Origin of the sequence: Williamsia sp., assembly GCF_016462415.1 — a bacterium.
Classification (GTDB): domain Bacteria; phylum Actinomycetota; class Actinomycetes; order Mycobacteriales; family Mycobacteriaceae; genus Williamsia_A.
In genome coordinates this window covers 43299-58225 of record NZ_JAEMTF010000003.1, presented here as the reverse complement: position 1 = coordinate 58225, position 14927 = coordinate 43299, and the positions used below count along the sequence as shown (strand labels likewise).

At 60.6% G+C, this 14927-nt stretch carries 13 protein-coding genes; 5 read left to right on the top strand and 8 right to left on the bottom strand.

Annotated features, from left to right (window positions below; all coding sequences use genetic code 11):
* Position 1 precedes the first annotated feature (1 nt).
* The 3 genes from JHC79_RS01430 (at position 2) to JHC79_RS01420 (ending at position 2018) form a co-directional block, all read left to right on the top strand.
* Complete coding sequence (locus JHC79_RS01430) at positions 2–448, top strand: hypothetical protein (protein ID WP_296388088.1); 447 nt, start codon at positions 2–4, stop codon at positions 446–448.
* A gap of 62 nt (positions 449–510) precedes the next feature.
* Entirely contained in the window at positions 511–1080 is a 570-nt protein-coding gene (locus JHC79_RS01425) for an ImmA/IrrE family metallo-endopeptidase (RefSeq protein ID WP_296388087.1), read from the top strand.
* A 56-nt stretch (positions 1081–1136) separates the two neighbouring features.
* Positions 1137–2018, top strand: a complete 882-nt coding sequence (locus JHC79_RS01420) for a hypothetical protein (protein WP_296388086.1) — start codon at positions 1137–1139, stop codon at positions 2016–2018.
* On the opposite strand, the gene JHC79_RS01415 is transcribed toward JHC79_RS01420, so the two are convergent.
* From JHC79_RS01415 to JHC79_RS01380, 8 genes are all read right to left on the bottom strand, one after another.
* Entirely contained in the window at positions 1969–2844 is an 876-nt protein-coding gene (locus JHC79_RS01415) for an SAM-dependent methyltransferase (RefSeq protein ID WP_296388085.1), read from the bottom strand. The genes JHC79_RS01420 and JHC79_RS01415 overlap by 50 nt on opposite strands.
* A gap of 215 nt (positions 2845–3059) precedes the next feature.
* Positions 3060–3383: a PaaI family thioesterase gene (locus JHC79_RS01410; RefSeq protein WP_296388132.1), complete on the bottom strand. Its 324-nt coding sequence runs from the start codon at positions 3381–3383 to the stop codon at positions 3060–3062.
* A 615-nt stretch (positions 3384–3998) separates the two neighbouring features.
* Positions 3999–5063, bottom strand: coding sequence for a BtrH N-terminal domain-containing protein (locus JHC79_RS01405; RefSeq protein WP_296388084.1), 1065 nt, complete (start codon positions 5061–5063; stop codon positions 3999–4001).
* Between the two features lie 239 nt (positions 5064–5302).
* Positions 5303–6505 (bottom strand): FAD-dependent oxidoreductase, encoded by a 1203-nt coding sequence (locus JHC79_RS01400; protein ID WP_296388083.1) that lies wholly within the window; start codon positions 6503–6505, stop codon positions 5303–5305.
* Positions 6502–7890 carry a cytochrome P450 gene (locus JHC79_RS01395; protein ID WP_296388082.1) on the bottom strand — a complete coding sequence of 463 codons (1389 nt, stop codon included), beginning with the start codon at positions 7888–7890 and terminating at the stop codon, positions 6502–6504. The genes JHC79_RS01400 and JHC79_RS01395 overlap by 4 nt, the downstream gene beginning before the upstream one ends.
* Positions 7891–7916: 26 nt before the next feature.
* Entirely contained in the window at positions 7917–8237 is a 321-nt protein-coding gene (locus tag JHC79_RS01390) for a 2Fe-2S iron-sulfur cluster-binding protein (RefSeq protein ID WP_296388081.1), read from the bottom strand.
* A gap of 403 nt (positions 8238–8640) precedes the next feature.
* Positions 8641–11730 carry an MMPL family transporter gene (locus JHC79_RS01385; RefSeq protein ID WP_296388080.1) on the bottom strand — a complete coding sequence of 1030 codons (3090 nt, stop codon included), beginning with the start codon at positions 11728–11730 and terminating at the stop codon, positions 8641–8643.
* Between the two features lie 125 nt (positions 11731–11855).
* The gene (locus JHC79_RS01380) at positions 11856–12197 is read right to left on the bottom strand and encodes a DUF4873 domain-containing protein (RefSeq protein WP_296388079.1); all 342 of its coding nucleotides are present in this window, start codon (positions 12195–12197) and stop codon (positions 11856–11858) included.
* Positions 12198–12324: 127 nt separating this feature from the next.
* Between JHC79_RS01380 and JHC79_RS01375 the strand changes: the two genes are divergently transcribed.
* Together JHC79_RS01375 and JHC79_RS01370 are read left to right on the top strand one after the other, a co-directional pair.
* On the top strand, positions 12325–13293 hold the full coding sequence (locus JHC79_RS01375; protein WP_296388078.1) for a diiron oxygenase: 969 nt from the start codon (positions 12325–12327) through the stop codon (positions 13291–13293).
* 103 nt (positions 13294–13396) lie between these two features.
* The gene (locus JHC79_RS01370) at positions 13397–14914 is read left to right on the top strand and encodes an NAD(P)/FAD-dependent oxidoreductase (protein WP_296388077.1); all 1518 of its coding nucleotides are present in this window, start codon (positions 13397–13399) and stop codon (positions 14912–14914) included.
* The last annotated feature ends 13 nt before the right edge of the window (positions 14915–14927 follow it).

The window sequence follows — 14927 nt, the reverse complement described above, 5'->3', positions numbered from 1 at the left end:
GATGACGTCTATGGATCAACTCGACGCCGCCGGCAGATCTGAATCGCTGAGTTCGCGCCTTCGAATCATGATCGCACTCGCCCCTGGGATCTCGGATGACTATCCGGGTGCGATTGCCGAGCGCCTTCGCGGGTTAGGTTTCGAGGTCAAATCCGAAGTGGTGCAATCGCATCTCGATGGGGCGTCGATACCTAGCGCACGTGAGCGGCGGGCCTACGCGGACGCGTGTCAGTGGCACGACGACACGTCGATGTTGTCAGATGATCCCGAGGCTTACCTGCTGCCTCTGGTCCAGGCAGAGATTCTCTTGTCCATTCGGAACATGGGGATGCCGCATGCACGTGGTGGAAATGGGTTGCCGGTGTTTGCCCTGATGTCAGTAGTTGAGCTTCGCGACTATCGTGCCTATCTGTTCTCGTCGGGACGGCTTTCGCTCCTCGCCTCATGAGGTTCGTCCCGCGCTCAACACGTGAGCGCACAGGCGAGGGGCGAGTAACGAACGCCACGCCGATGGCCGTTGCGGAGGCGCTGGTTCGAGAAGTCGCGCCTGGTCCGATGTGGACTGCGGATTCCTTCGTCGTAGACGAGTCGTTGCGACGCACTCGCCCGATCCGTGTTGTCACGGCGCGCGATGATTCAACCTTTGGCGAGGGCGTAACCGGACAACTATGGCCGCTCGAGGGTTACGACGAGATTGTCCTCGTAGCCGACCTGTCGGCCGACGAACGCCGGTACGTCATCGCGCACGAAATGGGTCACCTTCTGCTGGGGCACCCTCGTCGCGTCACTCCCGAGCGTTGGGTTGGATGGCTCGGTGCCCTGCCACCGGCGATCGTGGAATCACACCTGGGGTCATTTGCGTGTAAGGCGGGCTCGCATGCCCCATCGGATCTGTCACCGTTGACGGATTATGAACGGGCAGAACAAGAAGCGGAGTGGTTCGCAACGATCGTCCTGGCCAGAGTTGACGAGAAGCGGGCCCGGATTTCTGCGAGCAGAGGTCACGACCGAGGCGCCTTGATGATTGATCGGATCGCGCGGACATTTGGCTACTACTGTGTCGCTGTGAGCATGTTCTGATGTTTTGGCTTGACATGATGACTACGTGCGGAGCCCTTGTCCTTCTGGCGGTCGGCGTGAAATTGCTGTCGCGGTCAGGACCGGGGTCCTCGCCCACGTCGGGGGGCCACTGGATCGGCATCGCGCTGGTGCTGTTTGTGTGTGCACGATTTCTTCACCTCCCAGTGATCGAGAATTTCTTCGACGGCTTGAGCCAAGAAGTCGACGGCTCTGGGCGGTGGTACAACGTTCCATACTTCCTGACGATCACCAGCACCACCCTTGCACTCGGGTACTGCGTGCCGGCGACTGCCTGGGTCGTCGGATACGGATTCAATCCCCGAGTGCCACACTGGTTTGCGGCTATGACGGGGGGCGTGCTGTTCGGGGCATTTGCGACTAGCAACTTGCGAAACCGGCCGATCAGCTACCTCCCTGACGCCTTCGACTCGAGCCTCTCGCAGTCCATTTTCTGGGCGTACGTCGCTCTCGCAATTGCGGTGGTCGGCGTGGCGGCGATCGCGCTCATCGGACGCGCCTCGTCAGAATTTGTTGGTGCGATTCGAGCGATGATGGTGCTGATCGGGCTCGCGTCAGTAACAGCGATCCTGTTTTCGATCCACATCGTTCTGCGGGTCTTCGTTGTTCACATGGCGCCGAACGTTTTTCCAAGTAGCTATGTCGAGGGGAGTTCGTTGATCGCCGTCAGTTTGACGACGCTGGTCACGGTGCTGCTGGTCGCGGCGCTGATGGTTCCCCAGGTCATCAGGCTGGTAGATCGGGTGCAGCGGTATCGGCTGCTGACCGCACTCAGTGACAGTTGGCTGCGGTCACGAAGCGCGCAGCACCGAAACCACTTTGATGACATCAGAGTTCCCGTGAATCTTGCTCAGTGCTGGAGGGCCTCGGCTACGCCCGTGGTGACCCATCGGATGATGTTTGAGATTTCGCAGCACTGAGCGAGGCTGCGAACATCCACGTCACCTCTGCTCCGATTGCGTCTTCGTCGTACGGGATCTTGCGCCCGACGGTCGGAGCGTATTGCGCTATCGAAGTTGCGCTCAGGACGTCCCAGGAGTCGCCGAGCCACTTATCCGGCGTCGTGTCGATTACGGACTCGAAGCCGTACCCGTTCTTGCCGATCGCAGCTGACATCGCCTGCGTCTCAGCGTCGATCAGCGCGCCGCGCCCGAAGTGAACACCGAGCAGGTGGCTGCCGGGAGCGCTCAGCTTCTCGATTTGGGCGATGATGTCTGTACTGACGACGTCATCCAGGTACATGAACAACCCCTCGGCGATGAACAACGTCGGGGCAGTCGGGTCGAACCCGGCACCGTGAAGTTCTGCCGACCAAGATTCTGTTGCCAGATCAGTCGCGAGACCGCGCCACCGAGCGTCGGGATCGATTCCGAGCACCTGCGCTTTCAGCTCCGTGACGTCGGAGCGGTCGATCTCGAAGACCGACAGACCGTCGTCAAGCCAGTTGAGACGGATCGCGCGCGTGTCGAGGCCGGCGCCGAGTATCACGACCTGCCGGATGGCGTTGGGGCTGAGTAGCTGGCTGCACCATGCATCGAGGTAGTGAGTACGGACCGACACTGAAACGTAAACCCGTTGTCCCTCAACCTGTTCCAGGGTGACGTTCTCTATACCCATGGCGGCAGCCGTGACCAGCTCGTGGGCGAGTTCATCCGTGAACAAGCGGTCCGTCCGAGCGGACTCAAGCGCTCTCATCTGAGCCACCAAGACCGCGGTTGTGCCGACGCTAGATATTTCAACCCCCATAATCGCGAAGACTACCTCCCGTGACGGGCTTGCGAAGGTTTGGTCCGCGCATATCCTTTACAACGCGGTCTCATCGCTGCCGCCACTTCATACCGGATGGCCGGGTCTCAATCTCCGAACTGGGTGGATCCGGTCGCCGGGAACACGCCACCGGGCGCGGTGGTAATAAGTCCAACCGTAATCGGTGACTTATGAGTAGCTGCAATTAAAGGCTGTTAGACATCGTTTTTTTCGCCTGGTTGTATAGCAAACGATGTGACGGCGCGACGCGAACTGAGATCGCTCTCCCGAGCTCGGATTTCGGGTCGAAGCGCGGCGATGAAATGCGCGAGATCTACGACGATGAAGACGCCTTCTGCAGAGGCCACTATGTCACCGGTGTGTTGCGCTCGAACTTCGGCAGCCACGTGAAGCTTGCGGCCGTCGCGCTCTTTCAGGATGGCACTTACCTCGTAAGGCATTTGCAGGAGAACTGGCGCGAGAAACTCGATATCGAGCTTCCGTGTAACCGCCATGTCCCCGATCACGTAAAGAAGCATTCCCACCATGTCATCGAGCACGGTGCCTACAGCCCCGCCGTGCGCGATGCCCGGAGCACCTCGGTGCCGACCATCGAACACATGCACCGCCACGACGCCGTCGCCCCGCCGTCGCGCCTGTAGATGATGGCCGTGGGGATTGTCCGGACCACAGCCAAGGCACCACGGGTGGTGAGGCGGGAGAGGGTCACCGTCCGCGAGTGTGTCTCGCTGTTCCTTGAAGTTTCGCCACCAGGTCGTAACGAGCGCGAGGTCGGTCTCAACCTGACGCTCGGAGGATTCTCGACCCGTTTCCAGTGGTTCTGTCATGGCGAACCCACTGAGGCCGGGTTCCGCCCCGACGTAAACAGCAAGACATCGATCGCTGAGTCGATTTCCATCCCGGGCGACACCAGTCTTATGAAGTGTCGATTCAGTATCACCACAGAATCAGTCGCATCGTGTCGGTCTCCTCGAGTCTCGCATCCATAGTGTGTTTGTCACCAATATTCTCTCTTGACGGATCTATCAAGGGTGTATCGCAATGAAACGTATCGCCGTGTAGAGGCTTTCTGTAGAAGAAGTTTCGGTTTCCATGACGGCGCGGCCTGATCTGATTCCATGAGTCGAGCGCGGTCAGCGGTTTGCAGTCGCCAATGAGCTGGAAGCAAGTTCCAGGGCCTCGGCAAGATCCGCTTCGGCTTCGGGCAATCGATTCACTGACAGGATCACCGCGTCCAGGCGGGCTCGCACATCAACGTCGCGTTGGATCCCTGCGCGCGCGGTCTCGGTCCAGACCTGCGCACAGCAGTCGGCGACTCGCGCGAGGTCTGCTGTGGCCGGGTCGCCGGTCAGTCTTGCGATCTCAGCGCACCCCTCGGCGAGGAGACGTCGGAATAATCCGCCACCGGTGCCTGCCTTCTCGATGAACGCGCCGAGGCCGAACAGTAGGATTTCAATTTCGCCGTCGGGAAGGCCGGTCCAGGTGTGGATGTCGGCGGCCAGCGCTCCGGCGGCTGCCAAGCCCTCGGCACCGCTCGCGGGGGTGAGGTCGGCGATGCTCGCCCCTGATGGCTGACGCAAGTTCTCGGCAGACTGTCGGAATGCTGCCGCTGCAATGTCACCGATAGCGGGGAGCTCGCTCGGCCAGGTAATGCGATATGTGCAATGGCGCGTCGGCTCTGGAAATGACGTCGACGATCTGGCCCGAGCCAGCGATTCGAGGGGAACCGATTGCACGTCGGCCCGGTCGTTGTCCACGACGAACGCTACGTGCGCGTCCTCGTCGTAGCCGATCACGACGATGTCGTGGCGGCTCATCTGCATCTGGACCCTCAGATACGGTAGCTCGGCGATGTCGCCCCACACCAGGCTTGGTCGACCGGAATCGATGTCGTCGCGAACCCACGACCATCCTTCCTGGGGATCATCGGTGGTCAGGACCTCGACGTGCCCACCGAGCCGGCGGGGCAAGTCGATTTCGAAGTCGGCGCCTCGTCCCACCAGATACAGCGGTGGGAAGAGGGCGCTCGATCGGACGTAGGACAAGCCCAGAGCGCCGCCGAGGGCGAATACCAGCCCTTCGCTAGGTGGTCCGTCCCACCCCAGGCCGTGCCAGTGCAGCAGATCTCGCATCGCGCCCGAACCACAGTGTCCCCCGATCTGATGCGGGTAATCCTGGATGAGGGTCTTGTGGGGCATGCGACGTCCTTTGTAAGTGGCAGGCGGGGCTGTTTACAGTTCGGTTGTTACGAATTTGATCCGGCGTGGTCGTGCACTTCCCATAGGTCGCAGTTGCTCCGACACCAAATCGGCGGCCAGTGCGAACGTCGTCGTCGCGGCCATTCCCCGAGCTGGTCACATGACGTCACCGAATGGCTGCGCGTCTCGATTGGACAGCTCGAGTTATTCCTCGAGAGGGTGAAGCCGCGCGAGTCACCTCACGTTGCAGCCGCGAGTGCCAGTTCGGCGCGGTCGACGGGGAGATGCTGCGTGATTATCCGTTTACTCAACATGAAGTCGCGGGGACGATTGATGCAGTCCGCCGCAATCAGCTCGCCACCGCGTAGGTAGTAGCAGGTGAAGCCGCGGTCCAGGGCGGGTCTTCCGCTGAGAACGACCTCGTCGTAACCGGTGTTGAGACCGGCGATCTGGAGCTTGAGATCGTATTGATCGGACCAGAACCACGGCAGCGCCGTGATTGTCTTGGACTTCCCACACATGGCGGCGGCGGCGGCCTTGGCTTGCTCCAGGGCACTCGACACGGACTCCAGCCGGATACGCCGGCCGTAGCGGGCCATGACGTGGCTGGCACAGTCCCCGGCGGCAACGATGTCCGGGTCACTGGTCTGGGCGTGATCATCGATGACTATGCCGTTGTCGATGACCAGGCCCGCGTCAGCGGCCAGATCGATGTTCGGTTCCACGCCGATACCGACGATGACGAGGTCGGCGGCAATCGACTCACCACCGGCCAAGACCACCTCGCTGACCCTGTCATCCCCGGAGAGGGCTTCGACCAGCGCACCCGTGCGGATATCGACGCCTTCCGCCCGGTGGATCTGTTCGAAGAACGCAGAGACCTCAGGGGCGGTCACCCGCTCGAGAACGCGTCCGGTCGCCTCGAGGACGGTGACCTCCACGCCGAGCGCGCGCAGGGAGGCTGCCGTCTCCAGTCCGATATAACCACCGCCGACGATCACCGCGCGCAGCCCGGGGCGCGCGGCCTCGCGGATCTCAGCGACGTCGGCCGCGGTACGCAGGTAGTACACGCCGGCCAGGTCGGCTCCCGGGGCGGAGAGCCGACGAGGCCGGGCGCCCGTACAGATGGCGAGCTTGTCGTAGGACATCGTCTCGCCGTCTTTCGACACGACGTGCCCAGCCGCGCGGTCGATGCTCACGACCGAAGCATCGAGCAGAGTGATCCCCTGCTTGACGTAGAAATCCGAGCTTCGGATCGCGAGGTCGTCCAGTACGCACTTGTCCGCGAGGTAAGCCTTCGAGAGCGGTGGACGCTGATAGGGCAGCGCCGACTCATCCCCGCTGAGGACGATCTCGTCGGCCCACCCCTCCTGCCGCAGACTGGCTACGAGCTGTGCTCCGGCATGGCTGGCCCCGATGACGACGGCTCGCCGAGGTGTCATGCGTCCGATTTCGCGGTGAGGCGAACCATCATCTTGCTGATCCCTCTGACAAAGTTGGACTGCACGTACTCGGGTTCGCCGATGACCTCGATGTTCTCGAACCGAGGAAGCAGCTCTTCCCAGAGGATTTTCAGCTGCAGCTCGGCCAGTCGGTTGCCCATGCAGCGGTGAACACCGAAGCCGAATGAGATGTGGTTGCGGGCGTTGGCGCGATCGATGATGAAGTCGTCCGGACGATCGAACACGCGCTCGTCGCGGTTGCCCGAGGCGTACCAGATCACGACTTTGTCGCCCTTGCGGATAAATTGCCCGTTAAGCATCGTGTCGGTCGTGGCGATGCGGCGCATGTAGGCCACCGGTGTCTGCCACCGGATGATCTCTGAGTTCATGTTGGGAATCAGGTCGGGGTTTGCCTTCAGCTTCTCGAACTGGTCGGGGAACCGGTTCAAGGCGAGCACACCGCCGCTCATCGAGTTGCGGGTCGTGTCGTTGCCACCGACGATCAGCAATGCCAAGTTGCCCAGGAACTCCATCGGTCGGTCGATGAGGTTTTTGGTGTCGGCGTTGCTTTGCATCATGGTGATCAGATCGAATCCGGGTTCCTCGCCGGCTGCGGTCCGGGCCGCCTTGTCGTGCCAGTGCTTGCTGAGACCTTGGGCCATCTCACGCATACCGTCGAACGTGTCGTCGAGGTCTGAGGGGCCGCCGTTGGTCTGCTCCATCGACGTTGCGAGATCGGACCACTCAACGAGCTTGTGACGTTGCTCGTACGGGAAGTCCAGCAGTGTGGCAAGCATTCGAGCGGTCAACTCGATCGAAACGTTTTGCACCCAGTCGAAAGGCTCGTTCAGCGGGAGGTCGTCGAGCACCTCCTGAACGCGCGATCGAATCAACGCCTCCATCTCACGGAGATTCTTCGGCGCGACCACGCCTTGGACGGCGGCCCGCTGCCGGTCGTGGCGGGGCGGATCCATCGCGATGAACATGGTGATGTCCAGAAAGCGCGGCGGGACCCCGATGACGATCAGCGGTTCGGCGGAGAACACCTCATGGTTCTTGTCGACGGCCATGATGTCGGCATGTCGGGTGACCGACCAGAACGGACCGAACGGGCTGGCGGGCAGGTAGTGCACGGGCGCCTCATTGCGGAGGCGCTCGTAATAGGACTGCCAGCGCCCCTGACGATAAAGGAACGGGTTGCTGAGGTCGATATCGGCGAGTTCGACCTCCTCGACCGGCGGGATGGGACTTTCGACGAACAGCCTCTTCCCGTTCGATCCGGTCACCCACCGCCGGGTCCTGTCGTACAGGTGCGCGCCATGGATTTGTAGATCGATCGGGAGGGCGGACTGAACCCGCTCAGTGATCACGTCAGAAACCTTCATTGCGTCTTATCCGTCACTCTCGTGGGTCACATCTGAAATTCAGGCGTCTGGACGATCAAGCCGTCCCACGCCGCGGACACGAGCATCTGGCAGGACAACCGGGAGGTCGGTCGACGCTCGGGGTTCATCGCGAGCATCTCTTCCTCGACGGCGCCCGACCCCCCGACCGTCGCAGACCACTGCGGATCGACGATCACATGGCAGGTCCCGCACGCGGCTTCACCGCCACAGTCACCATCGATACCGGGCACCGCGTTGTTGGTTGCGATCTTCATCAGGGACACGCCTTCCTCGATCGGCGCCTCGTCTTTCTCGCCGTCGTGGGAAACAAAGGTGACAACACCCATAGCCAACTCCTGATGATGCGTTTTCGGTGTAAGAACTCGAATCAACTCTGGTCGATGCCGACGGAGTCGGCTATGGTCGCTGGAGTCAGATGGTTGTGAATACAGCTCAAAGAGGCACGTTCCATCTGACCGGCGCCGACATGTGGTTTGGCATCACCGAGCGGCACGCGTACCAAAGCGTCTGTCCGTGGCGTTTCCGTGCCGACCGGTGGAGTTCGTCCTCGACGGCTGGAACCCGATACCCAAGGTCCTTCTCCGGTACCTCGCAGCCGGCAGGCTAGGTGATGACGTGGGGACCTCTCGCGGCAGAACGGCTTTCCTTGTCGAAACGGATCCAACAGGGCCCCTCATGAGACATCGGATACTCAAATCGCACTAACCTCAGACCTCAGGTGAGAAAACCTCACTGGTCTCGCGAGAGTATAAATTCTTCGACTGGGACTTCCCATTTCCGTCTAATCAATCTGCGCTCGTGGTGCTGCCTCTCAATATTTCCCGGCCACCAGCTCGCCTTGCCCAGCAGAACTGCCAGTGCAGGGACAACCAGTGTTCGAACCACGAACGTGTCCATCAAAAGTCCGGCCGCGACAATTACACCGATCTGGACCATGACGTCAATAGACCCGAAGGCCAACCCGAACATGCTAGCAGCGAAAATCAATCCCGCTGAGGTGATCACGGACCCAGTGTGGGCGACGGTCCGCAGCACGCCGAGCCGAACACTGTCCGTAGTCTCCTCGCGTAGCCGCGACACCAGCAACATGTTGTAGTCCGCGCCCACCGCCACAAGAACGATAAACGAAACCAGCGGAACCGGCCACGATATCGAAGCACCGAGCAAGTTTTGAAATACTAGGACCCCAATCCCGAGCGCGGCGAGATAATTGAGGACCACCGTCGCGAGAAGATAGATGGGTGCGACGATAGCTCTCAGCAGAATCATCAGAATCAGCCCCACGATGAGCAGGGTGGCAATTCCCAATAACTTGAAATCGTAAGAAAGCAGACGCTGGACATCCGCGTTGATGGCCGGGAATCCGGCCACGGAAGCGCGGGCGCCCTCGAGAGAAGTATTTGGCATCGCGCCTTCGGCAACCTTTGACAGCGTGTTCGCCAAGCGAATGGCATCAGCCGTGTACGGATCGTAACCAGTCTGTACCGCGAACCGTACAGTCTTCCCGTCCGGCGAGATGAACTGTTTTGCGACCTGACTGAACTGCTGATCCTTGAAGGCGTCGGCAGGAAGGTAAAAGCCGGTGGCCGAGTCCGAGTTGCCGATATCACGGGCGGGCGCTCGTAGTTGCGCAGCCACCTGCGACAGTCCTGCGAGCAACTGCACATTGCTGTCCACCAAAGCGGCCACACCACCCGACAATCGACGGGCGCCGTCGGCCAGTGCGCCGACTCCTGTCTCGAGCTGGGACAGCCGGCTGGTGAGGTCTTGGCCGTTGATGGTCTGTAAGGCGGAGTCGAGGACATTCAATGAGTCCCGCAGCTGTGCGACATCCGCGGCGCCCGGCGCGCGGATCCCGCCGAGGTTCGTGGCGAAGTCCGCGAATCGAGTGAGCGACTGGTTCTCGGCAAGTGAGCGAATGTCGGCTGTCTGGGTCCGCAAGGCAGAACACTGGGGAATCTGCCGGCACCACGGTGCGTCGAGCGCGTCCAATGCGGGAGCGACGGTGTTGGCTGCCGACTGCGCCTGCCGAGCCAGTCTCGCCAGCTGTGGCGCCTGTTGCGAGAACTGGTCGAGAGCTGGTGCGGCGCTTGCGAGCTCGTCCACCAACGGCCGGTACTGACTGAGTTGACCGCCCGCGGCGGAGGCCTGACCGAGCAGACCTCCCAGTGGCGCGAGATTGGTGGTGATCTGGTCACTCAGAAGTGCGAGGCCACCTGCGAGCTGCGAGGACCCCGTCTTCAGGAGTTCGAGGTCACCTTTGCGCGCTTGTGCGCCTCCGGTTTGCTCGGTGATCTTGTTGCCGATCTGATCGTTCTGCCATGACAACTGGGCCTGCTGAAGTTTCTCGCCGGTCGGACGTGTAACGCCGATGACCCGTGTGACTCCTGGTGTTTGTGCGACTCGCGAGGCCATCTGATCGAGATCGGCGAGACCTTGAGCGGTGCGCATGTCCTTCTTGGACTCCACGATCAGGAATTCGGAGATTATGGTGTCTTTGGGAAAGTGTCGGTTGAGAAGGGCGTAACCCTCGTTACTCTCCGTGGAGGCGGGTTGACCCTCTCGATCGTCGTACGTGATCGTCATAGTGGTTGCGATGAGACTGAGGCCGATCAGCGCCACGATACTGACGGCGAGGAGTTGCACCGGCCGCCTGACGACGAAGGTCCCCACGCGATGCCAGTATCGCCGCGTCAAGTCTCTGCGAGGCAGCCCCGCACCATGTTTCGCGGCAAATGACAGCACTGCAGGCAGCAACGTGACTGTTGCCAGGAAGCCGATTAAGATCGCGATTGCGCACGCTGGTCCCAGCGTTCTGAACACGCTCAGTTTCGCGAACGCCATCGACAGAAACGCCAAGGCGACAGTCGCTGCCGACGCCAAAACCACGCGTCCGATGGTCCCGTTGGCCTGCGCAATCGCGACATCTGGCGTGCTGCCGGAGCGGATGGCCTCGTGATATCTGCTTATCAGGAACACGGAGTAGTCCACTCCTGCACCGAAGATGATCACCGTCATGAACATCGAGGTGAACTGGGATACGGGCATACCAATCTCACCAAGTCCGGACAGGACGCCCCGACCTACCGCGAGGCTCATCACCACCACAAGCAGCGGCATCACGGCGGTGAACAACGATCGATAGACGATAAAGAGAATCGCGGCGATCATGAATACGGTGGCGAGGGTGATCACGAGTAGATCCGATTCGCCCACCTTGATTTGATCGCTGAAGGTTGCCGGCGGGCCAGTGATCCGCACAGTGGTTCCGGAACCGTCGAAGGTTCGGTCCGCGACTTCGCGAACCGAATCCACGGAGTCTGCGGCCTTCGGACCACCCAGCGTTCCCTGCAGCGAAACCGGCAAGTACCACGCCTTCTTGTCGCTGCTCAGCGCCTGACTCTCGGTGAGCCGATCACCGAGGAGGTCACGTACAGCGATGACGTGCTCGCGATCGGCATTCAGCGCTTTCACCATCTCGCCGTACTTGACCCGCGTTTCCGCGTCCAGTCCACCCTTGTTTTCCATGGCCACGAACACGGTGGTCTTCGCGCCGCGCTCGTTGAACGCAGTTCCCATCCGGTCGAGCGTCTGGAACGACGGGACGCTGGCCGGGATCGGGTCCACGGACTGGTCTCTGATCACCGACTCGAGCTGAGGAAACAGCAGAGCAAGCCCACCGGCGATGATGATCCACACCAATGCCACGACACCCTTACGCCGCAAGACTAGCCAGGCCAACTTCTCCAGCAGAGCGCTGTACTCGCCGCTCCCAGCCGACTTCTTCGACGATGGTTTCGGTGACGGACCGTTGTCCACGGTCGACGCGCTAGGCACGTGTCTTGTTTCCTCTCGAACAATTGGTCATGCAAAAGTCCAGTGAACTGCGACGGGCCAATTGAGGAGAGTTTGCAGTTACCCCGAAACGACCGTCTGCAGTCAGATCAGCTGTGGTGTTCGCTCTCGGCGATTGCTTCCACCTCTTCGAGAGTGCTCGGTACGTGGTACGGCGGGCGGCTCTTGCCGCTCAGCCGGTAGCGGCCCCAGAAATCGACGTCTCCGACGACGCATTCGGCGCGTCCCTCGGGCGTCGAGACCACCGCCACCGTTCGCTTGCCCTCCAGCAGGGCATCGAGCTCGGCGTTCTTGGTTATCCGGCCGTACCAGGTGTACAGGCCGTTGAGCGGCTGAAAATAGCCCTTGATCTTGAGATCAACAGGGATCTCTTTCCCTCGGCATGCCAGCACCGCTTCGCCGGAGTAGTCGAGATCGTGGTCGTCTGACATTTGGGTCTCACCTTCGTGCATCGCCGTTGACAAGTTGGAACTTGTTGAGAATACTATCAGTACCGGGTACTACTGGTAACAGATACTCGAGCAGCGGATCCCGAAACCACGAACACATGGAGCGCAGATGACCGTTCAAGATGCCGAAATCAAGCCGAACTTTTCCACCGAGGGACTAGCGCGAGTCAATACGCGTAAGCCTGTTGACATGCAGCGCTCGGCCGGTCGCTTGCTGCGCTCGTCAGCCGAGAAATCCTACGATGCCGAGATTGACATCGATTGGGATTCGCCGTGGGAAGACGGCAAGCGTTTCCTGCCTGAACACAGGGTGTCGCTCTACGGTTCGAAGCTGTGGAACAAGATGACCGACGAGCAGAAGTTCGAGCTGGGCCGGCACGAGATCGCAAGCATTCTGAGCTTCGGAATCTACGCCGAGAACTTGCTGAGCTCAGCTCTCCTACGGACCACCGCCAAGGGGGCGATCACCGACGAGCGTTCGTTGTACTCGCTAACAGAGGTCGGTGATGAATCGCGTCACTCGATCATGTTCGCCCGTCTGATCAACAAAATGGGCATCGAGCCCTACCGTTTGCCCACGGGTTTCCTCAGCTTCGCCAAGATTCTTCATTTCGTCCCGCTAGGTCCCTCGGTCTCTGGTGCGACTCTGCTGATCGAGGAGATCCTCGATCGCGCTCAGCGTGAGGCGATGAGTGACCCCGAGATGCAGCCGCAGCTGCGTCAGCTGATGAAGATCCATGTGCTCGAGGAGGCTCGGCACATCACGTTCGCGCGGCTGGACATGGTCGAAGGAATGCAGCGTCGCGGCAAGATCTCCCGAGCGTGGCACCGCGGAGTGCTCGCAGTAATCGCCAATCTCGCATACCCGCTGCTGATCAACCCCAAGGTGTACCCGGCCGTTGGCATCGGCCGTCTGCGTGGCGTGTTCGCACAGCAGACCAGCCCGCACTACCGCGTCAACATTCAGTTCATGTCAGAGCCCATGATCCGGTTCTTCCACGAGGCCGGCATGATCGAGGGCAAGTTCACCATGGCGATGTGGCGCGCGACCCGCAGCCTTCCCGACGACCTTCGGTGACTGATCGTTGATCCAACGGATCAACGCATAGGCCAAGCATCACGCCTGCACCTCCCTGACTCATATGCATCGCGAACACTCGTTAATTGAGGAGTATCAATCAATGACATCATCCACCACGAAGCGCGCGCCGCGCTCTGCCAAGTCGCCGAAATCCAACGATCCAATCACGACCAAGGTCCTTATAGTTGGTAGCGGGTTCTCGGGACTTGGGATGGCCGTCCAGTTGCGCCGCAAAGGAATCAACGATTTCCTCGTTCTGGAAAAGGCAGACTCCGTGGGTGGGACCTGGCGCGACAACACCTACCCAGGTTGCGCGTGCGATGTCCCTTCCTTGATGTACTCCTACTCCTTCGAGACTCGCGGCGGCTGGTCAAAAGTGTGGTCGTCGCAACCAGAGATCGAGCAGTACCTCCAGGACATCTCTGATAAGCGCGGCGTCACGCAGAAAATCCACTTCGGCCAGAAGCTGATTTCTGGGTACTGGAGCGAGCCCGAGTCCCGGTGGCACGTGCGGACCGAGGCGGGTCGGGAGTACATCGCGCAATACGTGGTGTCCGGTGTCGGTGCGTTGCACATCCCCAACTTTCCTGACCTCGCCGGTATCGAGAAGTTCACGGGCCAGGCGTTTCACTCCGCGCAATGGGACCATTCGGTAGAGCTCGCAGGCAAGCGTGTTGCTGTCCTGGGTACCGGTGCCAGTGCGATTCAATTCTTGCCTTTCGTGCAGAAGGAGGCCGGCGAGCTGACAGTTTTCCAGCGTTCTCCGGCATGGGTGCTGCCGCGCAGGAACTTCGCGGTTCCCGCCGCCGTTCGCACGGTTCTCAACAAGGTCCCCCTCACGCGTCGGCTCGCACGCTGGTCGGTGTACTGGGGCGCCGAGAGCCTGGCTTTCGGACTGAACGGGCACTCCAACCTCATGCGTCCGATCGAGAAGGTTGCGAAATGGAACATCAAGCGTTCTATTAGTGATCCGGTTCTCCGCGAGAAGCTGACCCCCTCCTACCGCATCGGGTGCAAGAGGATCCTTGGCTCGAACGACTACTATCCGGCCCTTGCGGCGCCGAACACGACCGTCGTCGCCGACCGGATCGCAAAGGTGACCGAAGATTCCATCGTCACGTCTGATGGAAACTCGTACCCGGTCGATGTGATCATTTACGCGACGGGCTTCCACGTCACTGATGGCTTCGATTCGCTGGCGCTGAAGGGCGCCCGCGGTGAAGATCTGCCGTCACACTGGCGCGAGACGGGCATCAACACCCACCTCGGTATCACAACTGAGGGCTTTCCCAATTTGTTCTTCCTTCTCGGGCCGAACACCGGATTGGGACATAACTCCGTCGTTTTCATGATCGAACAGCAGATCAAGTACATCTTGAAGGTGATCGATGCGGTCGACAGCAAAGATGCACAGCGCATTGACGTGCGCCCGACTGTTCAGAGCAAGTTCAACGACGACATCCAGCACAAATTGGCCAACGGGGTGTGGACCAACGGTGGATGCACAAGCTGGTATCTGGATTCACTCGGCGTGAATCGGACGGTGTGGCCCGGCTTCACTTGGCAGTACTGGCGCGCCACGAAGGACTTCGAGGCCTCCGACTACGAAATCGCCTAGATAGCGCATTTGT